Source organism: Arthrobacter sp. TmtSoilC51 (assembly GCF_055388015.1).
Genome location: NZ_AP035877.1, coordinates 2,555,147 through 2,579,330, shown reverse-complemented (window position 1 = coordinate 2,579,330; position 24,184 = coordinate 2,555,147). Strand labels below are relative to the sequence as shown.

General features: G+C 61.8%; 19 protein-coding genes and 1 pseudogene. 11 read left to right on the top strand and 9 right to left on the bottom strand.

The features are described from left to right. The first annotated feature begins 51 nt into the window (after positions 1-51). The 5 genes and pseudogenes from ACZ5G6_RS11725 to ACZ5G6_RS11705 all read left to right on the top strand — a co-directional run bounded on the left by ACZ5G6_RS11725 (position 52) and on the right by ACZ5G6_RS11705 (position 6,621). A complete protein-coding gene (locus ACZ5G6_RS11725) occupies positions 52-1,554 on the top strand; it encodes a CoA-acylating methylmalonate-semialdehyde dehydrogenase (protein ID WP_498685735.1) in 1,503 nt (500 codons plus the stop codon). A 2-nt stretch (positions 1,555-1,556) separates the two neighbouring features. Further along, a complete protein-coding gene (locus ACZ5G6_RS11720) occupies positions 1,557-2,657 on the top strand; it encodes an enoyl-CoA hydratase/isomerase family protein (protein WP_498685734.1) in 1,101 nt (366 codons plus the stop codon). A gap of 8 nt (positions 2,658-2,665) precedes the next feature. Then, a pseudogene (locus tag ACZ5G6_RS11715) lies at positions 2,666-4,554 on the top strand (propionyl-CoA synthetase). Positions 4,555-4,604: 50 nt separating this feature from the next. Then, entirely contained in the window at positions 4,605-5,561 is a 957-nt protein-coding gene (gene mmsB, locus ACZ5G6_RS11710; RefSeq protein WP_223932609.1) for a 3-hydroxyisobutyrate dehydrogenase, read from the top strand. A 97-nt stretch (positions 5,562-5,658) separates the two neighbouring features. Further along, complete coding sequence (locus tag ACZ5G6_RS11705; RefSeq protein ID WP_498685733.1) at positions 5,659-6,621, top strand: helix-turn-helix transcriptional regulator; 963 nt, start codon at positions 5,659-5,661, stop codon at positions 6,619-6,621. Between the two features lie 165 nt (positions 6,622-6,786). Here the strand turns inward: ACZ5G6_RS11705 and ACZ5G6_RS11700 are convergent, their stop codons facing one another. Beyond that, positions 6,787-8,148 (bottom strand): MFS transporter, encoded by a 1,362-nt coding sequence (locus ACZ5G6_RS11700; protein WP_498685732.1) that lies wholly within the window; start codon positions 8,146-8,148, stop codon positions 6,787-6,789. Between the two features lie 183 nt (positions 8,149-8,331). Here ACZ5G6_RS11700 and ACZ5G6_RS11695 point away from each other — a divergent pair, with 183 nt between their 5' ends. The 5 genes from ACZ5G6_RS11695 to ACZ5G6_RS11675 all read left to right on the top strand — a co-directional run bounded on the left by ACZ5G6_RS11695 (position 8,332) and on the right by ACZ5G6_RS11675 (position 12,967). Further along, entirely contained in the window at positions 8,332-8,973 is a 642-nt protein-coding gene (locus tag ACZ5G6_RS11695; protein ID WP_498685731.1) for a GntR family transcriptional regulator, read from the top strand. Positions 8,974-8,996: 23 nt separating this feature from the next. After that, positions 8,997-10,517 carry an MmgE/PrpD family protein gene (locus tag ACZ5G6_RS11690; RefSeq protein WP_498685730.1) on the top strand — a complete coding sequence of 507 codons (1,521 nt, stop codon included), beginning with the start codon at positions 8,997-8,999 and terminating at the stop codon, positions 10,515-10,517. After that, positions 10,518-11,423, top strand: coding sequence for a methylisocitrate lyase (gene prpB, locus ACZ5G6_RS11685; RefSeq protein WP_498685729.1), 906 nt, complete (start codon positions 10,518-10,520; stop codon positions 11,421-11,423). A 31-nt stretch (positions 11,424-11,454) separates the two neighbouring features. After that, positions 11,455-12,591 carry a bifunctional 2-methylcitrate synthase/citrate synthase gene (locus ACZ5G6_RS11680; protein ID WP_498685728.1) on the top strand — a complete coding sequence of 379 codons (1,137 nt, stop codon included), beginning with the start codon at positions 11,455-11,457 and terminating at the stop codon, positions 12,589-12,591. 145 nt (positions 12,592-12,736) lie between these two features. Further along, positions 12,737-12,967 carry a hypothetical protein gene (locus ACZ5G6_RS11675; RefSeq protein ID WP_477513425.1) on the top strand — a complete coding sequence of 77 codons (231 nt, stop codon included), beginning with the start codon at positions 12,737-12,739 and terminating at the stop codon, positions 12,965-12,967. A gap of 105 nt (positions 12,968-13,072) precedes the next feature. Here ACZ5G6_RS11675 and ACZ5G6_RS11670 read toward each other — a convergent pair whose 3' ends face one another. The 8 genes from ACZ5G6_RS11670 to ACZ5G6_RS11635 all read right to left on the bottom strand — a co-directional run bounded on the left by ACZ5G6_RS11670 (position 13,073) and on the right by ACZ5G6_RS11635 (position 21,733). Then, on the bottom strand, positions 13,073-14,218 hold the full coding sequence (locus ACZ5G6_RS11670) for a pyridoxal phosphate-dependent aminotransferase (RefSeq protein ID WP_223932601.1): 1,146 nt from the start codon (positions 14,216-14,218) through the stop codon (positions 13,073-13,075). A gap of 38 nt (positions 14,219-14,256) precedes the next feature. Further along, the gene (locus ACZ5G6_RS11665; RefSeq protein ID WP_498691714.1) at positions 14,257-14,520 is read right to left on the bottom strand and encodes a hypothetical protein; all 264 of its coding nucleotides are present in this window, start codon (positions 14,518-14,520) and stop codon (positions 14,257-14,259) included. Between the two features lie 91 nt (positions 14,521-14,611). Further along, a complete protein-coding gene (locus tag ACZ5G6_RS11660; RefSeq protein ID WP_498691712.1) occupies positions 14,612-15,448 on the bottom strand; it encodes a phosphoenolpyruvate hydrolase family protein in 837 nt (278 codons plus the stop codon). Continuing rightward, entirely contained in the window at positions 15,445-16,695 is a 1,251-nt protein-coding gene (locus ACZ5G6_RS11655; protein WP_223932598.1) for a Tm-1-like ATP-binding domain-containing protein, read from the bottom strand. The genes ACZ5G6_RS11660 and ACZ5G6_RS11655 overlap by 4 nt, the downstream gene beginning before the upstream one ends. 53 nt (positions 16,696-16,748) lie before the next feature. Beyond that, entirely contained in the window at positions 16,749-17,735 is a 987-nt protein-coding gene (locus tag ACZ5G6_RS11650) for an ABC transporter permease (protein ID WP_223932597.1), read from the bottom strand. Between the two features lie 2 nt (positions 17,736-17,737). Beyond that, a complete protein-coding gene (locus tag ACZ5G6_RS11645; protein ID WP_223932596.1) occupies positions 17,738-19,303 on the bottom strand; it encodes a sugar ABC transporter ATP-binding protein in 1,566 nt (521 codons plus the stop codon). A 100-nt stretch (positions 19,304-19,403) separates the two neighbouring features. After that, positions 19,404-20,591: a substrate-binding domain-containing protein gene (locus ACZ5G6_RS11640; protein ID WP_223932595.1), complete on the bottom strand. Its 1,188-nt coding sequence runs from the start codon at positions 20,589-20,591 to the stop codon at positions 19,404-19,406. Positions 20,592-20,776: 185 nt separating this feature from the next. Next, positions 20,777-21,733, bottom strand: coding sequence for an NAD-dependent epimerase/dehydratase family protein (locus tag ACZ5G6_RS11635; RefSeq protein ID WP_223932594.1), 957 nt, complete (start codon positions 21,731-21,733; stop codon positions 20,777-20,779). A gap of 314 nt (positions 21,734-22,047) precedes the next feature. Between ACZ5G6_RS11635 and ACZ5G6_RS11630 the strand changes: the two genes are divergently transcribed. Further along, complete coding sequence (locus ACZ5G6_RS11630; protein ID WP_498691709.1) at positions 22,048-24,048, top strand: oxidoreductase; 2,001 nt, start codon at positions 22,048-22,050, stop codon at positions 24,046-24,048. Positions 24,049-24,184: the final 136 nt, after the last annotated feature.

Genomic DNA, 24,184 nt, shown 5'->3' with positions numbered 1-24,184 from the left:
CACCCAGCCCACGGAACCGAGGCCAGTGATCCAGAAGCAAAGGAGCATTTCATGGTCAACGTACTCACGCACTACATTGGCGGAACACGCACGGAGGGCACGTCCAAGCGCTTCGGCGACGTCTTTGACCCCTGCACCGGACAGGTGCAGGCACGTGTCCCGCTTGCCACCCCCGCAGAGGTAAGCGAGTCTGTGGCCAATGCCGAAAAGGGTCACGCGGAATGGTCAGCGATGAACCCGCAGCGCCGCGGCCGAATCCTGCTGAAGTTCGTCGCACTCGTCAATGAACATCTGGACGAGCTCGCTGAAATGCTCTCATCTGAGCACGGCAAGACCTTTGCCGATGCGAAGGGGGACATCCAGCGTGGCCTTGAGGTCGTGGAATTCTCAGCTGGAGCGGCTGCTCATTTGTTGAAGGGTGAGTTCTCCGACAGTGTCGGGACGGGAATCGACGTCCACTCCCTGCGGAAGCCGCTCGGCGTCGTCGCGGGCATCAGCCCCTTCAATTTTCCAGCCATGATCCCCCTGTGGCAGGCTGGACCCGCGTTGGCTGCCGGCAACGCCTTCGTCCTCAAGCCTTCCGAACGCGATCCGTCCGTTCCTCTTCGTCTGGCGGAACTACTCACCGAAGCAGGGTTGCCGGACGGCGTGTTCAACGTGATCAACGGCGACAAGGAAGCCGTTGACGCTCTCCTTGAGGACCCGCGCGTCAAAGCAATTGGTTTCGTTGGCTCCACGCCGATCGCTCAGTACATCTACGCGACGGCCGCCGCGCAGGGCAAGCGTGCCCAGTGCTTCGGCGGAGCCAAGAACCACATGGTGATCCTTCCGGACGCCGATCTGGATATGACCGCTGACGCCTTGATCGGCGCGGCTTACGGCTCCGCGGGCGAACGCTGCATGGCGATATCAGTCGCAGTGCCGGTGGGCGAAAAGACGGCCGACGCGCTGGTTGCCAAGCTCAAAGAGCGGATCAACAAACTCACCGTCGGGCACAGCATGAATAAGGCCAGCGACTTCGGTCCGGTCATTGCTGCGTCAGCGAAGGAACGCATCGAGTCCTACATTGCCGCCGGTCAGGACTCAGGAGCCACCCTGGTGGTGGACGGGCGTGGACCAACCGTAGAGGGCTATGAGGGCGGCTTCTGGGTAGGCCCCACCCTGTTCGACCACGTGACGCCGGAAATGAGCATCTACAAAGAGGAGATCTTTGGTCCCGTGCTGAGCGTTGTCCGCGCCGAGGACTACGACGAAGCACTGCGCTTGTGCAACGAGCACGAGTTCGGCAACGGCGTCGCGGTCTTCACACGCGACGGCGATGCGGCGCGCGACTTTTCCAGCCGGGTCGAGGTCGGCATGGTGGGAATCAACGTTCCGCTCCCGGTCCCGATTGCTTACTACACTTTCGGCGGCTGGAAAGCATCTGGCTTCGGCGACCTTAACCAGCACGGACCGGATGCGTTCCGCTTCTACACAAAAACCAAGACTGTCACGAGCCGCTGGCCGTCGGGCATCCGCGGGGGCGCCAGCTTCGTCATGCCTGCAGGAAGTTGAACATGCCCACCGACCAACTCCTCTTCGAACGTCGAGGCCGGCTCGGAATCATCGTGCTCAACCGGCCCCGGAACATCAACGCGCTAACCCCACAGATGGTGGAAGCAATGCTCGCCAAGCTTGGCGAGTGGGCCGAAGACGATGCGGTGAGGACGGTCCTGGTGCGGGGCGCGGGGGAACGCGGCCTCTGCGCCGGCGGCGACATCGTGGCGATCTACCGGGACATAGTCGACGACGGCGGCAGCGCCACCGCGCAGTTCTGGGCCAGGGAGTATCGTCTCAACTCGCTGATCAGCCGCTATCCCAAGCCGTACGTGGCGTTTATGGACGGTCTGGTGCTCGGCGGCGGCGTGGGCGTATCCGCCCACGGATCCCACCGAATCATCACGGAGCGCACACGGATGGGCATGCCGGAGACAACGATCGGGTTCGTTCCCGACGTCGGCGGTACCTTCTTGCTCGCGGCAGCCCCTGGTGAGTCCGGAACCCATGCGGCCCTGACAGGTGCCCACCTCGACGGCGCCGACGTCCTGCACCTTGGCCTCGCTGACCACTTCGTTGCGGGCGACAGACTGGACTCACTTGCGACGGCGCTGGAAGAGGAGTCTGCCGACGACGCCGTCGCGCGCTTCGTCCAGGAGCCACCGCCTTCCAGCCTGGCTGCAGAGAGGACCTGGATAGACCATGCGTACGCGAGCGACGACGTCGGCGAAATCGTGCGTCGTCTACGGACCGCATCGGTACCGGAGGCGGACCACGCAGCGGACACTATCGAGGCCAAGTCACCGACGGCCCTCAAAGTCACACTTCAGGCACTTAGATTTGCGCGGGCGCGGGATCTGGCTCTTGAGGAAGCACTGGACATGGAATACCGCATCGGTCTCCGTTTTCTGGAAGGCAACGACTTCCGTGAGGGCATCCGCGCACAAGTCATCGACAAAGACCGGAGTCCCCGCTGGAACCCGGCAACCACGGTCGACGTGACCAACGACATGGTTGCGGCGTGCTTCGCATCCCTCGGCCGACGTGAGCTCGGGCTTGGCAATCAGTTGACGCAACCGAGGCCAGCAACCAACCAATTTTTAACTTTTTCAGGAGTGTGAAGCATTCCATGTCTGCATACGCTGACGCCTATTCACGCAGTATGGCCGACCCCCAATCGTTCTGGCTCGAAGCCGCCGGCGCGATCGACTGGTATGAAAAGCCCCATCGCGCGCTCGACGACTCCGAGGCGCCGTTCTTCAACTGGTTCCCGGACGGCGTACTCAACACCTGTTACAACGCGCTTGACCGGCACGTGGTCCAAGGGAAAGGTGACCGACTGGCCCTCGTCTGGGAATCGGCAATGGCCAATCGAACGGAACGCTATACATACACCGAACTCCTTGACCTGGTCAGCCGGTTCGCAGGCGCCCTTCGCGACCTGGGCGTAGGCGCGGAGACCGCGTGCTGATCTACATGCCGATGGTTCCCGAAGCCGCCATTGCGATGCTGGCGTGTGCTCGGCTAGGCGCAATTCATTCGGTGGTCTTTGGTGGTTTTGCCGCTCCTGAACTTGCCTCGCGAATCGACGATGCCGAGCCAACAGTCATCGTGGCTGCATCCTGTGGCCTCGAGCCAGGCCGTGTTGTGGAATATACCCCTATCATCCGGGCTGCATTGGAAAAGACCAGCCACCGTCCCGATGCCACGATCATCCTTCAACGTGAACAGTCCATGTCGGAACTGGGAGAAGGCGAATTCGATTGGGATGCCGTCATTGCCGCTGCCGAACCGGCCGAATGCGAACCCGTCATGTCAACCGATCCCCTCTACATCCTTTACACCTCGGGAACCACAGGAAAACCCAAAGGTGTAGTCCGGGACAACGGCGGCCACGCCGTCGCCCTGGCTTGGTCCCTGCCCAACGTGTACAACGTTCAACCAGGGGAAACCATGTGGGCGGCCTCAGATGTCGGATGGCAGGTCGGCCACACTTACACGGTGTATGGGCCCCTTATTTGCGGAGCCACTACTGTCATGTTCGAGGGAAAGCCTGTTGGAACTCCCGACGCAGGTGCGTTCTGGCGCATCATCGAGAAGTACAAAGTCAAAGTATTGCTCACTGCACCTACGGCCATCCGGGCAATTAAACGGGTTGACCCCGACGGGAAGTGGTTGGACGGGCACGATCTCAGCAGTCTGGAGACCCTGTTCCTCGCAGGCGAAAGGCTTGATCCAGACACTTACTCGTGGGCTGGCAACATCCTGGGCGTTCCGGTGGTCGACCACTGGTGGCAAACGGAAACCGGATGGCCCGCATGCGCGAACCTCCGCGGTCTGGAGCCTATGCCCCTCAAGCCGGGGTCGCCCTCGGTTCCTGTTCCCGGGTTCGACATTCGGGTGCTCTCACCGGACGGCAATCCGGTTGAGGCCGGTAGCGAGGGGATGCTTTGTATTAGACTGCCGCAACCCCCAGGCATGCTGAGCACCCTCTGGAAAGACAAAGAACGCTATCGCAAGGCGTACTTGAGCAGGTTTGACGGGTACTACCTCACCGGCGACAGCGGCCTGATCGATGAGGACGGATACGTGTTTGTCATGGGACGCACTGATGATGTCATCAACGTTGCCGGCCACCGTTTGTCCACTGGGGTCATGGAAGCGGTATTGGCTGCTCATCCGGCCGTCGCTGAATGCGCGGTCATCGGAGTACCCGACGCGTTGAAGGGACAGGTGGCCCGGGGCTTCGTGGTCTTGAAAACCGGGGCCAACATTGCCGAGGACACCTTGCGAGAACAGATCATCGCCTCTGTCCGCGCAGAGGTTGGACCGGTTGCGGCCTTTCGCGAACTATACGTCGTGGACGGCCTCCCGAAGACGCGCTCGGGAAAGATTCTGCGCCGCAGCATGCGGGCAATCGCCGAAGGGCGCAGTGAAGCGCTGCCGGCGACCATCGAGAATCCCGAAATCTTCACTTCGCTGAGCCCAATACTTCAGGGTAAGCACGCCAATCACTAGTCGCTCGACATGCCCGACCAAAAGCACTCATCGAAACGCGAGGAAAACTCATGACAACACGAATCGCCTTTATCGGACTGGGCCACATGGGTGGTCCAATGGCAGCCAATCTCGCAAATGCCGGGTATGAGGTAACTGGGTTTGACCTGGCAGCTTCTTCCCTCGATCAGGCCCGCACCCACGGAATCAAGATTGCTGAGTCCGCGGTATCGGCCGTTGACGCTGCCGATGTGGTTATCACGATGCTCCCAGCAGGCCGCCACGTTCTGGAACTTTACAAAGGAACGGATGATTCCAGGGGGCTGTTGTCGGCAGCCTCCCCAGGAACCCTCTTTATTGACTGTTCCACCATTGCGGTGGGAGATTCCCTGGCCGCACACGAGTTGGCGGCTTCGGCGGGCCAAAGGTGCTTGGAGGCTCCTGTTTCCGGTGGGGTTGCCGGCGCCACTGCCGGCACATTGACGTTCATGGTTGGAGGACTTGACGCTGACTTTGCCCAAGCGGGCCCGCTGCTCGACACTATGGGCAAACGGAAGGTGTACTGCGGCGGGCCCGGAGCCGGCCAAGCAGCCAAGATTTGCAACAACATGATTTTGGGCATCACCATGATCGCCGTCAGTGAAGCCTTTGTCTTGGGCGAGCAACTTGGGGTTGGCAACGACGCACTGTTCGATGTGATGGCAAATGCGTCCGGTCAGTGCTGGGCGCTGACCTCCAACTGCCCCGTACCAGGTCCTGTGCCTGCCAGCCCGGCGAACCACGATTTCCGTCCCGGTTTCGCGAGTGCCCTCATGGCCAAAGACCTGGACTTGGCAGCCGACGCGCAGGCTTACGCCGGCCTGCAGGACGTTGGACTTGGGGGAAGGGCTGCCGATATGTATCGCGCGTTTTCCGACGGCGGCGGTGCAGAACAGGACTTTTCTGCGATCATCAACGCCATGAGGGCAAAAGCGGACGAATCAGACTTCGCCGGTCAGCCTACGGTTACTGCGACGGACGCCTCATGACGGACTACAAAAACAGGGCTGTCGGCAAGTCCAAGGGAATGGACATGCTACTGACTGATCGTATGATTGGGCAGAAGAAGCTGAACGTTCAGGTTTGGTGAGCCAGGTTCTGCCAGCGGCGGAACTCATGTCGCACGCTCTGGAGACAGCAACCGCTATATCCAAGGCGTCCGCCGAGCTTCCTTCACCAGTAGCGGGTACGTTCATGCAGCCTAACGACTACTACCGCCCCGATGACCGCGAGTTGCTCCGCGCCGCGATGCGCGAACTGGCCCAACGGTTCCGCCCGGCAGTGTTGTTCAGTGGAATGGTGGCCGGCGACAGCCTCCAGCTCTCGGATTTCATCGGGACGACCACAGCTAGCTTGCGCAACGTCAGTGTTTTTCCTGGCACTGGTCTGGGTGGCTGGGTAGTCAGTCAGCGCCAACCCTGTCTGGTGACGGACTACATCGGTTCCGACCGGATTACCCACGAATACGATGCTGCGGTGAAAAACGAGCGCATTAGGTCGCTGACTGCGGTCCCCGTTCTAGTACGGGGCGAGCCGCGCTCCGTCCTGTACGTCGGAAGTCGGGAGAACGTCCCCCTCGGTGAGCGGGCAATGGAGAATGCAATGGCTGCGGCCACGGCAATAGCTTCGGAACTCCGGATCAGGGATGAGGTGGACCGGCGAGTTTCCGTCATGAAGCATGTCCAGGCCGAACCAGCCTTGGCGTACGACCTCAACTGGCTGGAGGAAGTCCGGCAGGCACACGCCGAGTTGCGGTCACTTGCCAGCATCGTCACGGATGTAGAACTCGCTCAGCAGCTCGATGGCATCGGCGCGCGCCTGGCCCCGTCCCCCGCCAGCGGGAAGGAGCCCCATGTCCGGCTCGCACCACGGGAACTGGATGTGCTGGCTCAGATTGCCCTGGGCTGCTCCTATGCCGAAACCGCAGACAGGCTGAGTCTGAAGCCTGTCACCGTGAAGAGTTACCTTCAAAACGCCATGGCCAAGCTTTCGGTGCATAACCGGCTCGAAGCGGTATCGGCGGCACGAAGGCTCGGCCTGCTGCCGTAGTTGACCGCTGAAACCGCTGTCCATGTCCTCCCGGATTCCCGGGAGGACATTCCTGTCTCTGCCCTTGCTCGGGCCCTTTGGTTCCTGGGGCTCCATGGAACACCGAGCATCAACGAGTGCGGGGCCGCCGACGTGTCGGCGGCCCCGCGTCGTCCAGTGGGGTTTCTATACCACCGTCGTACGGTCTTCCGTCAGGGTTCCACCGGGACGTTCTTCAAGTCCCGTCTTTTCCTTGTTGGGCAGGGCCATGGTGCAAGCGATGCTGAACACGCCAATCGCGGCGAGCAGGACGCCGATGCCCCAGCCTCCTGTGCTGGTAATCAGCTGCGCCGCGACGAGCGGAACAATTCCACCGCCCAGGACGCCGGCGAGGTTGTAGCCCATGCCGGCACCGGTGTAGCGGTACTTGGTCTCAAACAGCTCGGGAAGGAGCGCACCTGCCGGGCCGTAGGCGATCGCGAAAATCACAAGAGTGACGGTGAGGCCAATGCCGAAGGCCAGAACAGTGCCCGTGTTCAGCAATGGGAACAGCACCAGGGACCATGGCACAGCGAAAATGCAGGACGCTGCGATGACCTTCTTGCGACCGAATCGATCGGAAAGGATGCCGGAGGCCATCGTGGCGGCGGCAACGAAGACTGATGCGATGATTCCAGTGGTAAGGACAACCGGACGGCTCAACTGCATGCCGGTGGGACTCGTGGCGTAGCTGGTCAGGAACGCCGTTCCGATGTAGAAGAGGGCAAACAGCAGTGTCAGGGAACCGCCGGCCAACAGGATTTCCCTGGGCTGGCCCTTGATGGATTCCACGATGGGCAGCTTGGCAGTCGTTGCGGGGCGGTTGGCATTCCTGAATACCGGGGTTTCCTCGATGCTGGTCCGCACCCAGAAGCCCACCAGAACCAGGACGGCGCTGAGAATAAAGGGCACCCGCCAGCCAATGGTGATAAATGCCTCGGACTTATCGCCCAGGGTGAGGCTGGTAACCAGAAACGTGCCACTGGCCAATGCGAAAGCCACCGATGGACCTAGCTGCGGGAAAGAGCCGAACAGTCCTCGTTTGCCTCGTGGCGCGTATTCGGCTGTCAGCAGGGTGGCCCCCGCCCATTCCCCGCCGACAGCCAAGCCCTGTACGAATCGAAGGACCACCAGCAGGATCGGTGCTGCAATGCCGATGGTGCTGGCATCCGGGATCAGGCCGATCAGCACCGTGGCGATTCCCATCATGAGCAGGGTTGTGATCAGCGTCTTTTTGCGTCCGATCCTGTCTCCGTAGTGTCCGAAGATGATCGCCCCCACCGGCCGCGCGATGAACGCGACTGCGAAGGTGCCGAAAGATGCGACGGTTCCGGCGGCGGCACCTAAGGCGGGAAAGAAGACTACCGGAAAGACCAACGCCGCTGCCGTTCCGTAGATGAAAAAGTCGTAGAACTCGATGGTGGTGCCGGCCGCACTGGCGAACGCTACTTTCCTAAGCGTCTTGCGGCTGTGCGGCGGTGAAAATGCAAGGGATGAAGCTGAGCTCATGGGAATCTCCTTTGATGTCCGGCTCGTTTTCTCACAGTGTGATGCAGAGCACCTTAGCGAGAAGCGAGGACATCCAACTACCTCCCGAAGGAGGTATTCACGAGCATCACCCCAATGTATACAAAAACCTGCAAATAGTCGTGTCGATTGCCATAATGCAGCACCTGTGTATACATTGGTTGCATGCGCGCCAGTGATCGGGCCTATGCGGCTCTCCGTGAAGACATCATTGAGTGGCGCCTTCGTCCTGGCACGGTACTGGCGGAGGTGGAACAGTCCGAGCGGCTGGGGGTGTCCCGGACGCCGGTGCGGGAGGCGTTGGGCCGGTTGAGTGCTGAGGGATTGACGACGGCGGCCGGCGGCCGTGGGGTCGTCGTGACCGATATTTCGCTGGAGAGCATTGATGAATTGTTCGAGTTGCGCGAAACGCTGGAGGTGAGGGCTGCGGCCCTGGCCGCTGAGCGGGGAGAGCCGGCCGTTTTCGCCCAGCTGCATGCGCAGCTTCTGCAGGCGCCGGAGCTGCTCAGCGAGAAGGATCCTGCCCGTCACGAGTATTACGCGTTGGTGGGACGGCTGGATGAGGCCATCGATGCTGCGGTCTCCAACTCCTACCTTGCCCAGGCCATGCGGAGCCTGCGCGTCCATTTGGTCCGGGTCCGCCGGCTGGCAGCGGACGACGCTGCCAGGCTCCACGCTGCTGCCGCGGAGCATGCGGCCATTGCCGAGGCCATCGCCGCCGGGAATCCCAGGCTGGCCGAGGCCGCCACCACACTTCATTTGCACCGCAGTCTCACCCACGTCAAAGCCGCCCGCTGGGCGCACTGAACCGTCCCACCAGAAGGAGCACCATGGTCAAGAACAACCACGTCCGTGTTTACAAGTCCGAAGAGAACCTCCCGCGTGAGGAGCAGCTGGCGCACAAGATCGCCGTGGTCGCCGCTGACCCCGTCGAGGTCACCCCGGAGGTCACCGATATGGTGATCAACCGCATCATCGACAACGCCTCGGTAGCGATCGCGTCGTTGAACCGGGCCCCGATCATCGCAGCCCGCGCCCAGGCCCTGACCCACGCCCCGTCCGCGAACGGCAAGGGCGCCCACGTTTTCGGCATCACCGACCGGGTCTCCCCGGAGTGGGGAGCCTGGGCCAACGGTGTGGCGGTCCGGGAACTGGACTACCACGACACGTTCCTGGCCGCGGACTACTCCCACCCCGGGGACAACATCCCGCCGATCCTCGCCGTCGCGCAGCACGTCGGTTCCACCGGCAAGGACCTGGTCCGTGCCATCGCCACCGGGTACGAGATCCAGGTGAACCTGGTCAAGGCCATCTGCCTGCACAAGCACAAGATCGACCACGTCGCCCACCTCGGCCCCTCCGCCGCCGCCGGCATCGGCACGCTCCTTGGCCTGGACGTTGAGACGATCTTCCAGTCCATAGGCCAGGCCCTGCACACCACCACCGCCACCCGCCAGTCCCGCAAGGGCGAAATCTCCACCTGGAAAGCCCACGCCCCGGCCTTCGCCGGGAAGATGGCCATCGAAGCCGTGGACCGTTCCATGCGCGGGCAGACCTCCCCCGTGCCGATCTACGAAGGCGAAGACGGCGTGATCGCCTGGATGCTCGACGGACCCGACGCCTCCTACGAAGTGCCCCTGCCGCTGCCCGGCGAAGCCAAGCGCGCCATCCTGGACACCTACACCAAGGAACACTCCGCCGAATACCAGGCCCAGGCCTGGATCGACCTCGCCCGCAAACTCCACAACGAACACCCCGAAACCACCGACCCGGCCAACGTGGCCTCAGTGCTGATCAAGACCAGCCACCACACCCACTACGTCATCGGTTCCGGCGCGAACGATCCCCAGAAATACTCCCCCACCGCGTCCCGGGAAACCCTGGACCACTCCATCCCCTATATCTTCACCGTGGCCCTGCAGGACGGGTCCTGGCACCACGTAGACTCCTACGCCCCCGAACGCGCCGCCCGCCCGGACACCGTGGAACTCTGGCAGAAGGTCACCACCGTCGAAGACCCGGAATGGACCCGCCGCTACCACTCCCTGGACATCGCCGAGAAAGCCTTCGGCGGCACTGTTGTCATTACCCTCACGGACGGGACGGTTGTCACGGATGAGATCGCCGTGGCCGACGCGCACCCGCTCGGTGCCCGGCCGTTCGCCCGGGAACAGTACATCAACAAGTTCCGCACCCTTGCTGCCGGGTTGGTGGAGGAGCCCGAAATCGAAAGGTTCCTCGCCGCCGTCGAACGCCTCCCCGAACTAGGCCCCGGAGAGCTGGACCAACTGAACATCACCGCAGCACCCGGCGTGATCAACCTCGAAGCAGCTCCGAAGGGACTGTTCTAAATGCTGTACTCCACAACCACACCCGAACAGAAACGCCTCAAACTCCGCGAACTGCTGAACTCCGGGACCGTGCAGCAATTCCCCGGCGCGTTCAACCCGCTCTCCGCCCGGCTCATCGAGGAAAAAGGCTTCGCCGGGGTCTACATCTCCGGCGCCGTCCTCGCCAACGACCTCGGCCTGCCCGACATCGGCCTGACCACCCTCACCGAAGTCGCCACCCGCGCCGGGCAGATCGCCCGCATGACCGACCTGCCCTCACTCGTGGACGCAGACACCGGCTTCGGTGAACCCATGAACGTAGCCCGCACCATCCAGGAACTCGAAAACGCCGGCCTGGCCGGCTGCCACATCGAAGACCAATTCAACCCCAAACGCTGCGGACACCTCGACGGCAAAAACGTCGTCGACCTCGACACCGCCACCAAACGCATCCGCGCCGCAGCAGACTCCCGCCGGGACCCGAACTTCCTCATCATGGCCCGCACCGACATCCGCGCCGTCGAAGGAATCCACGCCGCCCAGGACCGCGCCAAAGCCCTCGTCGACGCCGGCGCCGACGCGATCTTCCCCGAAGCCATGGCCACCCTGGACGAATTCCAAGCCATCCGCGACGCCGTGGACGTGCCCATCCTGGCCAACATGACCGAATTCGGTAAAAGCAAGCTCTTCACCGTGGACCAACTCCAAGGCGTCGGCGTGAACATAGTCATCTACCCCGTCACCCTGCTCCGCAGCGCTATGGGGGCCGCCGCGGAGGTCTTGAATACCTTGAAAAGCTTGGGCACCCAGGAGGTTCGGGTTCCCCAGATGCTCACACGGGCACGCCTCTACGAACTCGTGGATTACGAGGCATACAACCAATTCGATACCGGCGTCTTCAACTTCGCAGTACCGGGCGTCCGGTAACGCATTCAACACAGAACGAAGGAGTTCAAACATGCCTGAATCAGACATCCGCAGGGGCCTTGCCGGCGTCGTGGTGGACTACACCGCGGTCTCAAAGGTCAACCCGGACACCAACTCGCTGCTTTACAGGGGCTACCCGGTCCAGGACCTGGCCGCCAAATGCAGCTTTGAAGAGGTCGCCTACCTGCTATGGAACGGGGAACTGCCAAGCGATGAAGAACTCGCGGCGCTCGTTGCTGTGGAACGCGCCCATCGCGCGCTGGACCCAGCCGTAAAGGACGTCATCGATGGCCTGCCCGCCACCTCCCACCCCATGGATGTTTGCCGTACCGCAGCTTCGGTAATGGGAGCCCGGCATGAGCTGGCTGAGGATTCCTCACCAGAAGCCAACATGAAGAAGGCAATCGACCTCTGGGCTGCCATGCCCGCGGTAGTCGCCTACGACCAGCGCCGCCGGCGCGGCCAGGACGTGGTCGAACCACGCGACGACCTGGACTACTCCGCGAACTTCCTCTGGATGACCTTCGGCGAAGAACAGGTCCCGGAAGTGGTGGAGGCCTTCAACGTCTCGATGATCCTCTACGCGGAGCACTCCTTCAACGCCTCCACCTTCACGGCCCGCGTGGTCACCTCCACGCTCTCTGACCTGCACTCGGCTGTGACCGCTGCCATCGGCGCCCTCAAAGGCCCACTGCACGGCGGCGCCAACGAAGCCGTCATGCACACCTTCGACGAGATCGGAATCCGCAGCGAAGAATCCCTCGAGGAAGCCGCCACCCGTGCCCGCGCCTGGATGGAAGACGCCCTGGCGAAAAAGAAAAAGGTCATGGGCTTCGGGCACCGCGTCTACAAGCACGGCGACTCCCGCGTGCCCACCATGAAAGCCGCACTGGACAAAATGATCGCGCACTACGGACGGCCCGAACTCCTGGGCCTGTACAACGGCCTCGAACAAGCCATGGACGAGGCCAAGGCCATCAAACCCAACCTCGACTACCCCGCCGGGCCCACATACCACCTCATGGGCTTCGACACCCAGACCTTCACCCCCATCTTCGTCGCCAGCCGCATCACCGGCTGGACAGCCCACATCATGGAACAACTGGCATCGAACTCCCTCATCCGACCCCTGAGCGCATACAACGGTGCGGAGCAACGCTCACTCTAATGCCGCCGTCGAGCCCCTGAACTGGTGGTGGGGCACCGGATGATCACCCGGATCATCACATCTATCGCAACGTTTCGGTGCCCCGCCTCCGCTTTTTGATGCTGCTCGTGCAGCCAGAGCCCTTGAAGAAAAGAGGAGCCAAACCGTGGACTTGCACCCACAACCGGACTGGGGCAGACTCTTGGGCCAACATGTGGAAATCCGCCAGGCCGGACACTTTGTCAGAAGCGGCATCGTGGACGCCGTGATGCCCGACAACTCGATCATTTGGCTTTCAGCCGAGGGGCCATGGCCCCGGGAAATGGTCGAAAAGTCAGGCAGCCGGGAGGTCTTCGCCCGCTACCAGTGGGATGTCCCGAAACAGAACACGGCTTGAGCGCGCGCTGCAGGCCATCACAGTGTGGGAACAAATCTTCTCACGCCAGTCCAACGCGAAACGTGGGGACGAGCTGGCTAGTGGCCCCCGGCACCCGTAGCTAGCTCATCCTTGCCCTGCCAACCCGCTGGTGGCTGCCTCTCGATGAAGCTTCATGAGCGCCTGCGCCAGCAAGGGAAACGCCTCTGCCCTTGTTTCCGGACGGAGACCGAGGTTGATCCGCACCCGCCCGGGGACACCGAAGCACGCATTCCCCGGCGCCACCAGGAGGCCAAACTCCTCCGCTATGCTGCCGCACCACACATCCACGTCAGGAACGTCCACTTCGGGAAAAACGGTGGTGCCGCCGTCGGGCACCGTGAGCCGAATTCCGGGCACCCTGTCGCACAGTGCCGCGAGTTCGACGTAACTGTCGTAGACCAATGATTTGGCCCGGGACAGCAGTCCTTCGCTGTTGTCCAGTGCTACCTTCCCGATCACCTCGCTGGTCACGGCGGGCGACCGGGACGTCCAGCGCTGGATTGAGCGCAGGTCGTCAACAACCATCATTGGCCCGGCTGCCCAGCCCAAACGGAGTCCCGGAAGACCATAAACCTTGGAAAGGCTTCCGATCGAGACACCGTTGGGCACCAAAGCGGCAACAGCCGGCGGTACCTCCTGGACCCCCAGTGGCAAACCGCGGTAGACCTCGTCAACGACTAGAAGCGCGCCGACGCTGGCGAGCTTGGTGGCGATCTCTGTCAGCATGCCCGCGGTCAGAACTTGGCCGGTGGGATTATGTGGGGAACTCAGGAACACCGCGGTGGTCGACGAACGCACATGTTCGCTAATCGACTCCGCGGTCACTGGGGCCCTTAGCAGGGAGACGGCGCAACCCCGCCTCTGCGCAGTCATCAAGGCACTCTCATGCGTGGGGATTTCGATGATCACGTGAGCGTCCGGATGGCAGAGGAGCTCGGCGACCATCGCCAGTGCGTCCCCGGCCCCGGCAGTGACTGTCACGTTGTCCGCGACAAGCCCCGGCATGGCGGAGGCTATTTGCTCCCGGAGCTCCAAGGAACCGCCTGGTGGACCGTATTCAAACAGCAATCCCGGCGGGGCCAGGTCCGTGACAGCCAAGCCGGCGATTGCCGCCAGTTCGCTGAGCTCCAAGGGAGCGACGACGCTGGAGCCAAGCACGAGCGGGGCAACGGATTGGTAGGGCGCCGCCCAAGCCGAGTGGCCAAACGGACGCCGAATATCGCTTTGCAATTCAATCCCCTTTGATTTGGGCTCCTTGGATCCCGGTTTCAATCCGGCAGGACCACGAAGTGTTCGAAGCTGCCTGTGCCCGACCCGGCGCCGCAGGAATGCGCGGTGAACAAGTGCTGGGCATCCCCGGTTGCCGGATGACCGTAGACGCTCCGCACCACCAGACGCCCCTGCATATCCCTAACGACGACGTAGGTGCCGCCCGGTTTCGGATCACGGTCCAGCCTCACTGTCTTCCTCGTGAGTTCATGCTGGGCGTACCAGACCGGTGCCCGGCAAGCCTGGCATTGTTCTTGATTCATTCGCCCGGCCCCTCTGCTCTCCCCGGCCGGGTATGCCGGCCCGGCTGGCGTCTTCGCTGTCCCTTCCCCCGCGCTGCGGGACGGCCGGAACCTAAACGGCGGCGCGCTCGAATGACGTGGCCTTTAGCTTGCGCATGTGTTGTGTCATTGCCGTTTCCGTAGGCAGGCGCTCCACGCTCGAGGCTCCGAAGAACCCCACCACGCCGCTTGTACGGTCCAGGACGTACGCCACGTCCTCTGCGTCAGCGATTGGCCCGCCGTGGCAGAGGACGATGACTTCCGGATTTATCGCGTGACCTGCATCGGCAATGGCCTGGACCTCTGCGACACATTCGTCAAGGCTTTTTGCCGTCCGGGCACCGATGGTCCCCGAGGTTGTCAGCCCCATGTGTGCCACGAGGATGTCCGCGCCCGCTTCGGCCATGGCGCGGGCGTCCTCGGCGGAGAAGACGTAGGGCGACGTCAGCAGGCCCAGGCTGCTGGCCTGGCGGATCATCTCGACTTCGAGGCTATAGCTCATTCCTGTTTCCTCGAGGTTCTGCCGGAAGGTCCCGTCGATGAGTCCCACCGTCGGGAAGTTCTGAACGCCGGCGAACCCCAGTCCCTGCAGTTCGCGCAGAAAAACGTTCATGTTCCGGAACGGATCAGTGCCACATACGCCGGCCAGGACGGGGACATCCTTCACGATAGTGAGGACCTCACGGGCCATGTCGACCACCACTGCGTTGGCGTCACCGTAGGAAAGCAGTCCTGCGAGGGACCCACGCCCGGCCATCCGGTAACGACCGGAGTTGTAGATGATGATGAGGTCGGCTCCGCCAGCTTCCGCGCACTTGGCTGAGAGCCCGGTTCCCGCACCGGCGCCAACAATGACGCGGTTGGCTGCGATCTCGTCCTGGAGTCGCTGGACTAGTGGGTGTCGTGTCATGGCGTGATTGTCCTATCGTGATCGGCTTCGTTGTGGATATCGGTGTACATGTTGTGCAGGCGGGTGGCCATGGCTAGGCCGAACCCGGGTTCGTTGATGTCACAGTCATGGGCGTGGATCTCGATCCCGTCTCCGCTGTTTTCCTGGATGGCGGTCCACAACCGGGCGTCCGCGGCGGGATCGTGGAACGTCTTGCCTTCGGTTGCGATGCCGGACGTGCCCTTCAACGGCAGGTAGAGGGCCACGGGCCCCTTGGCGGCGTTCAGCTTCACGGCAATTTCCCGCCCGAGCTGATCGCACTCTTCGCCTGTTGTCCGCATGAGCGTGACAGTGTCGTTGTGGCGATGGAAGGTGCGGTTCTCGAACTTTTGCGGCACCGTTGAGGCCGCCCCGAAGTTCACCATGTCGATGGCCCCAACGGACACGACCTGCGGGATTCCCGCCCGTGCGGCGGCGGTCAGGCGCTCCGGACCCGCCGAGAAGACGCCCCCAACAAGGTTGTCGGCAAGTTCAGTGGTGGTGATGTCGAGCATCGCGTCGACCATGCCGGCGTCGACAAGGTTCTCCAAGGCGCGTCCACCGGAACCCGTGGCGTGGAAAACGATCACCTCGTAGCCGCGTTCTTCCAGGTACTGCCTGGCAGTCGTTACGCAAGGTGTTGTGAGCCCGAACATCGTTGCCCCTACCACCGGCCGCTGGCTAGTATCCTCGGGGGGAACAACCTTGGCCATGCCTGCCACAGCTCCAGCGGCGTTGGCGATTATTCTGCTGGAGATTCGGTTGATGCCTGCGATATCGACGATCGAATTCATCATGGTAATGTCCGTGTCCCCGACGTAAGGGCGTGTATCTCCGGAGGCAACAGTGGATACCAGCAGTTTGGGAACGCCGACAGGCAGGGTCTGCATGGCGCGGCTGATCAGGGTGGAGCCTCCAGTGCCACCCAGGCCCGCCACGGCGTCGAGCTTTCCGTCGCCATGCAGACGCCGCAAGATGGCCGAAGCGCCGAGCGACATCACATCCAGTGCGTGGGCCCTGTCGTTTGCCTCGATCAGCTCAGCGATGCTTGAGCCTCCCAGCCGCGAGACTTCATTGCGATCGACGTCGGGTTCAGGGCCCTGCGGCTCGTGGATGCCCGTGTCGACCAGGATGACGTCGACTTCCGCTTCGGCCAGGCACCGCCTGAAATAGTCGTACTCGGTACCCTTCGTGTCCAGCGTGCCCAACAAAACAACTGTTGGCCTCATGATTACTCCTTAAGTGCATGGGTTTGGTATTGCAGCGGATTGCGGAGGAGCGCCTAAACCCGACGGCGGGCGGTGACTGCGACGGCGAGGATAATGATCGCCCCTCGGGCTACCTGCTGCTGGGCGCTGTCGAGGCCCATGAGGATCAGCCCGTTGTTCAGAAGGCCGATCATCAATGACCCAAGAAGTGCACCGACCACGGAGGCGCGGCCGCCGAAGAGGCTCGTGCCGCCCAGGATCACGGCTGCGATAACCGACAATTCGTCACCGGTGCCCGTGTTGTAGCTGCCGGTATGGAACCGCCCCGCGTAGAGCATTCCGGCAAGTGCCGCGAGGACGCTGGACAAGAGCAGTACCAGGAAGACCACGCGCTTGGTGTGGACGCCACTGAAAGCCGCGGCTTTGCTGTTGCCGCCGGTGGCCAGCACCTGGCGGCCGAAACCCGTCCGGCGAAGGCCGAAATGCCCGATCAGCACTATCAACAAAGTCCACAGGAGCAGCCCGGGAATAGGCCCGATGTTGCTGTCGCCGAAGAGGAAAGTGAAGTCGAGGTCGTTGATGGCCTGGGGCGCCGCGCCGGTTATCCACATCGCCGCACCCTGGGCCATGCCGAGCATGCCCAGTGTTGCAAGGAATGACGGGACTCCCACGACGCTGACGAAGAAGCCATTAAGTAGCCCAACGATCACGCCCGTGGCCAGGCCGGCTACGATGCCTGGCACCAGTCCCACAGAGTTGATCGTCATCGCCGTCGTGACGGATGCGAGGCCCGCGGTGGCGCCCACCGAGAGATCGATCTGCGCCGCGGCTATGACGAATACGACGCCGACTGCCATGACTGAGATGGTTGAGGTCTGCCGGACGATGTTGAGCAGGTTGTCCGACGTGAGGAAACCACGGTCATTGAGAGTGATCGAAAAGAGGACGAAGATGACTGCGAAGCCAACGTAAATAAGGTTCTGGCGCCAGCTGAAGGTCGAGACGATCCGCTTGATCGAATTCTTCGATGACTGGTCGACCGGTTCGAGAATAGTTGTCATGGTCAGACTCCCTGAATGGCACGATGGAGTGCCTCTTCTGATGTGAATTGATGGCCTCGATACGCGTTATCAACGCGCCCGTTTCGAAGCACTAGGATGCGGTCACTGACCTCCAAAAGTTCTTCAAGCTCTGACGAGATCACGATGACTGCTTTGCCCGATGCGGCAAACTGACGGAGAATCCGCATGATCTCCTTTTTGGCGCCGATGTCGATCCCCGCCGTGGGCTCGTCGAGCAGGAACACTTTCGGCTCCGTCAGGAGCCATTTGCCGATGACGATCTTCTGCTGGTTACCGCCGGAAAGCAGCCCTACGGCTTTCCCGGTGGACGACGTTCGAACGTCCAGGCGCTTGATGACGGCCTGGGCGGAGCGGAGCGTCTCGCTTTTGTTGATCCAACTCCTGCGCCCCGACGCTATGAGGGGCAGTTCGGAGTTCATCTCAACGGAATGGTCCAAGACCAAGCCCTCCATGCGACGGTCTTCGGGCACGAGGGCAATGCCTGCCCGGATGGCGTCGCGGGGGTTCTGGATCTTCACCTCCTGGCCCTGGACCCGTATGGTGCCCTTTGTAATCCTGTCGATCCCGAATATGGCGCGCACCAGTTCGCTACGCCCGCTGCCCATCAACCCGGCGAGACCGACCACCTCACCAGCGCGGACGTCGAGGTCAAGGCCGCTGATGCCATTGGCGCAATGCAGGTCGCGGATTTGCAGGAGCGGAGTGGTCTGTCGCGGACCTTTCGGCGCTGGAACGGACGACGCCGGACTGGACACCAGCGGATCGGGCGCGGTGGATCCGTGTTGCTTCTTTTGCTCGCCAAGCATGTCAGCAATAACTTCACCGACGGGGTAATCGGAGACAGCCTCGGTCCGGACCCTGCGGCCGTTGCGCATCACGGTGATTCGATCGGCGATGTCGTAGATCTCCGCCATGCGATGCGAGATGTAGACGATTGACATACCGGCGTCGCGCAGCATCCTGATCCGCTGGAAGAGCGTCTCCGTTTCATCCTTCGTCAGCGATGCGGTTGGTTCATCCAGAACGAGGACGTTCGCGTCCTGGGACAGTGCCTTCGCAATTTCCGTAATCTGCCAGTAGCTGGCAGGGAGCGGCCCTACCTCGGAGCGGGGGTCCAGTTCGACGTTCAGCTCGGCCAGGATTTTCCTGGCTTGTGAAATCATCATGCGTTCATCGATGAATCCCAGACTGGTTCGGGGCTCCCGCCCCAAAAGGATGTTTTGCGCCACCGTCAACGTGGGAATGAGGCTGAACTCCTGGAAAACCATGGTGATGCCGTTTGCCTTGGCATCCAAGCCGGATTCAAGCGGCACTGACTTTCCGTTAATAAGGACTTCTCCGCCGTCGGGAGTGTAAACGCCCTCAAGGATCTTCATCAATGTTGATTTGCCGGCACCGTTTTCGCCCAGAAGAGCGTGGACTTCACCCCGAGTCACTTCGAAGTCGACTTCCTTCAGGACCTGCACGCCGGCGAAGCTCATCTTCATTCCGCGCATGGCCACCGCCACCGGCGGTCCGGCAGTCTCTGTGGTTTCTGTTTCCTGCACCCGTGTTCACCCCTTTGGGAACTGTTGTGTGGGTAGGTTCGAAAGTTCCGGCGGGTGTCCGGACGCCCCCAAAAGGCATCCGGAAACCCGCCCGAGCCTCCTATTTCTTGTTGACTGCGTCAGTGATTTCCTTCGGCGCTTCAGCGTTGTAGATCTGTTTCCACTGCTCCACCACGTTGGAACGGTCAACCGGGAGTGCGTTCCATGCGTAGTAGGGGTTGAGATCTTTTCCGAGCAGCGAGTAGGCAACGGCCATCGCTTCGGCCACGCCCTGGTTGTATGGCTGCGACCCGCCGACTCCCTTCACCATGTCGTCCCTGGCTGTGCTCACGGCAACCGTCTTACCGAGGTCGATCGTGGTGATGGCGAAGTTCGAACCGTTCTTACCCCTCTCGCGCGCTGCTGCGATGACGCCCTCGGCGTGGGTATCCCAGACAGCCCAGATTCCGTCGAGATCCGGGTGCTGGCTTAGCATGCTGTTCGTAGCGGCTGCACCCTGACCGGTAAAGTCAGGGCCCGGGCTCCCCTTTTCCTCCACGACCTGGATGTCGGGGTATTCCTTCAACACTGCATGCACCGCATCAAGCCGCTGCTGCGTGGCGTAGTAGTGGGCGGCGTGGTAGATAATGCCGACCTTCCCCTTGCCGTTTACCGCTTTCACCAACTGGCATGCCGAGGCCACGCCGGTACCGTAGTCGTCGGAACCGACGACCGTGAGGTAGTCCTTGCCTGCTTTCATCTCGGGCGGCGCATTGAGCGCGAAGACGAGCTTCACTCCGGCTGCGGCAGCCTGCTGGTAGATGCCTGTCTCGGAGGGCGCGTCAACCGGAAGGGACACCATGAAATCCGGCTTGCGTGCCAGGATCGTCTGAATGTCGTTGGTCTGTTTGTTGACTTGGAACTGGCCGTCCGTGGTAGTCAGGACCTCGATGCCCAGCTTATTAAACGTGTCTTTCAGGGCCGCTACCTGGGCTGTGGAATAGTCGCTGCCAAAGACATGCCATGCGATGGCGACCGTCTTCTTCATAGCCCTGACTTTGTCGATTTCTTCCTGCGTCAATGTCAGTTGCGAAGCGGGCGTCGCCGTCTCGCCTTGTGGACCCTTGTTGTAGACCTTTTGGGCTACCTCGGTGAGGCATTTTTCGACCTTGCTCTGGATGGCCGGGTCGACGGTGGCGACTGCTGTGCCAGCCCCGGTACCGCCGGCACTACAACCGGCGAACATGGTAATTGTCATGGCGGAGGCCGCCACGAATGCTGCGCCTTTGATTCGGCTCTTTATCGACATTCTGAATGTGCTCCTAGCGAATGGATGGCAAAGGTGGAGGGGAGCCCTGAGGGCGGCGGCGCAGGAAAGCGACGGACCCTGCCGCAGGTGTCCGGGTGCCTGCTGATTCCACTGCATCGGCCATCTATCTACGCCTATGCGAACGAATCAGCAGGCAGACCGGGCAGCTGCATGCTCCTGTTTGGTTACTTCGACGCGGCGGCTGGCCGCGGCGTGAAGTCGCGCCACGTGTACTGGGGGTCATAGCCGAGGAGATTGCGAGCCTTGCTGATGTCGTAGAGGGGGTACTGGGGTTCCGCCCGGTACAGGTCCTCGTTCACCCGTGCCTCCGGGTAGTACTTCCTGATGAGGTCCAGCGAGTCCCGGGTCGAGAAGACATCGCCGGCCCCGATGTTGAAGTTGTCCCACTGCACGTCTTCGTTACCGATCCGGCCCGTCTGCACTGACTCCAGTGCGAGACGGAATGCCTGCGCAACGTCCCGCGGGTCGACATACTGGTAGACGAAGTCGGTCATCGTCATGTCTCCCGCGGAGGGTAGTTCCGGGTTGGCCACGGCTGGGAGCACATGTTCCGGGTTGTCGATGTCGGCAACGGCGTCGATCCAGTAGTCCTGGTCGAAGAGACCCACCGTTGCCAAGCGGAGGGACGCGATGCGCTGCTTGTAGCGGCGGCTATACCCGTAACCGAGGACTTCGCCGATGATCTTGCTCATCCCGTACATGTCGTCGGGGCGGTTGGATATTTCCTCGTCAATCGGGAAGTATTCCGGAGTCTGCGGGGTGGACCAGAAGATCGGGCCCCAGGCGCATACGCTGCTGGTCAGAACGATGTCCTGGACACCGGCCCGACGCGCAGCTTCGAGGACGTTGAACGTGCCGTCGCTATTCACGCGCCAAATCTTTTCTTCTTCGCCTTGCCCGGTGTAAACGGGGATAGCGGCCAGGTGGACTATGGCGTCGGCGCCCTCGAAGGCGCTTGCCAGGTCATCGATGGACAGGATGTCGCCCTTGTGGAAATCCCATTCTGAGTTCGGGGGTTCAATGGCGTCGAACACTTTGATGGAGTGGTCCTTCGCGAGTTCCGGTACAACGAACTCACGTCCGAGGCGGCCGGAGCCGCCGGTAACGACGATGTTACTCATTTGCTTTTCTCACTTTCCTGGTGGCCCTCCAACGGAAGCGGCCATCTAGAGGGGTGTGCTGCCCGGAGAAGAAGGCCCGGGCCGGTGGTTTCACCCATTGCGGGGCGACCTGCAGCAAATGTACCAACACTGTACCGAGAGTCAAGGAATTTTGACTTTTCTTTTTGAAAACCCGCAAATGACAGCATCCATTGACCAACCTGGAACATAACTGGTACACATGCTTTAGCGTCAGAGTGGTCGCACGCTTGTCGCTGGCAGACGCGGGCGAAGCCATTCGGCCGCTTGTATCTCCATCCAAGAAAGGTAGGACTATGGCGTACCCAAACCTGCTACGCGAGGGCAGAATCAACCGCATGCGGACAAAGAACCGCATCATCACCGGTCCGATGGAACGGGCCATGGCTAATCGCGATGGCACCCTGAACCAGCGCTACATCGACTACTTGGTCGAACGGGCCCGGGGCGGTGCGGGCCTGGTGAATGTCGAGTCCACATACGTTGACCCTCGTGGCCAAGGGAATCCGTTCCAGGTCGGGTGCCACGACGATCGGGTTATCCCAGGCTTCACCCGGCTCGTCGACGCGCTCCACAACGAAGGGGCAGTAGTTTCGGTTGAGCTGTATTTCGCGGGTCGACAGTCTGCATCGACCGCAACGCTGCGTCAGCCCTTGGCGCCAACCGCGATACCGTGCAGCTTCTTCGACCCCATGCCGCTTCCACTGGAAATGACCCAGGCCGATATCGACGACGTTGTCCGCGCCTTCGCAGACGCCGCAGCGCGGTGCCTCAAGGCCGGCGTCGACATGATCCATCTGCACGGTTCGCACGGTTATCTCCTGGAACAGTTCCTTTCTCCCTGGAGTAACAAGCGGACTGACAAGTATGGAGGGTCGGCCGAAAACCGGGCCCGATTCGCCCTCGAGGTCGTCGCCGCTGTCAGGAACGTCGTCGGGCCGGACTATCCCATCGGCTACCGCATCTCCATGGAGGAATACGTGGAGGGTGGCCTCACGACAGCCGACACCATTCCCTTCTGCAAGCTCCTTGTAAAGGCCGGCATCAACCTGATCGACATCACCGCCGGCATCTACGAGACGGGAAGCGAAATCTTTCAGGGCCCCGAAAGGGGACACGGTGGTTTCGTACCCATCGCCGAACAGCTGAAGAAGGCGGTTGGAGACACAGTACCGGTCAGCGTGACGCAGAAACTCAACGATCCTGACCTTGCTGAATCCGTGCTGGCGGACGGCCGGGCCGATTTCATTTCCATGACACGTGCTTTCCACGCGGATCCCCATTTCGTACGCAAGATCGAGCAGGACCGGGCCGAGGACATCGTCCCCTGCATCGCCTGCCACACCTGCCTGAATCTATTTTTCGGCCGCAAGGTGGCGCATTGCGCCGTGAATCCCCAATCGACGTTTGAGCGCACGCGGGCCCTACGCATCACGGAACGTCCCCGCCACGTGACGGTGATCGGCGGCGGGCCGGCCGGAATGACCGCCGCCCGGCTCTTGGCACGCCAAGGAAACAGCGTGGAGCTTTATGAGGCGCGGCCTGTGCTTGGTGGTCAGCTGAACCAGGCCGCCCTCGCCGCGCACGACTATGGCTACTTCGTCAGCTATCTTTCCCGGCAGATGGAAAAACTCCATGTCGACGTAAAGCTCGGTCAGACACTGGACGCAGCCACACTGGCGGACCACGACACAGATGCGATCATCATCGCCACGGGCGCACGCGGCGGTTACACCTACGCGACGACCAGTGGCGGCCGCCCGGTCTTCAACGTCATCTCGGCCTTTGATCGTGACATCACCGCTTGGTCCGGCCGAGTCGTGATAATCGGCGGAGATGCCGAAAGCTGCTTTCTCGCCGTACGTCTTGGTACAGCAAGGCCGGATCTCCGGATCGACATCGTGGACCCTGACAGTGGGTTCGCGCTCAACAAGGCCGCGCCCGCACGCAATCTGTTGATTGCCCAGGTCGACGCACTGGAGAACGTCCACCTGCATCCGGAACGCACTGTCGAGGAAGTTGGGGATGGGTTCATCCGCCTACAACACCGGGGCGTGCCGGAAACCTGGAATGACGTCCAGGATGTTGTAACCGGTGGGCGGGTTTCCAACGTTGAGCTTTACGAGAGCCTGATGGAAATCAATCCCGAACTGGAGGTTTACCGCATCGGGGACTGCATTGAGCCGCGGGATATCCACGAAGGAACCCAAGAGGCTGCGGAGGTGGTGGAGCTTATTCGTTTGCGGAGTTTGGAACGCCGCGCAGCTCCCGCAGAGGCCGGGGCGGGCATCCGTTGATCCCCGAAGCCGCCCCGAAAAGACAAAAGTCCGGGCGCTGACCACCAAACAATGTTCCGGCCACCACAAAAATGGTGGCTGGAACATTGTTGTGTTGGCGGCTTGAACATTGCCGGTGCCCTTGCCCGATCCCCCG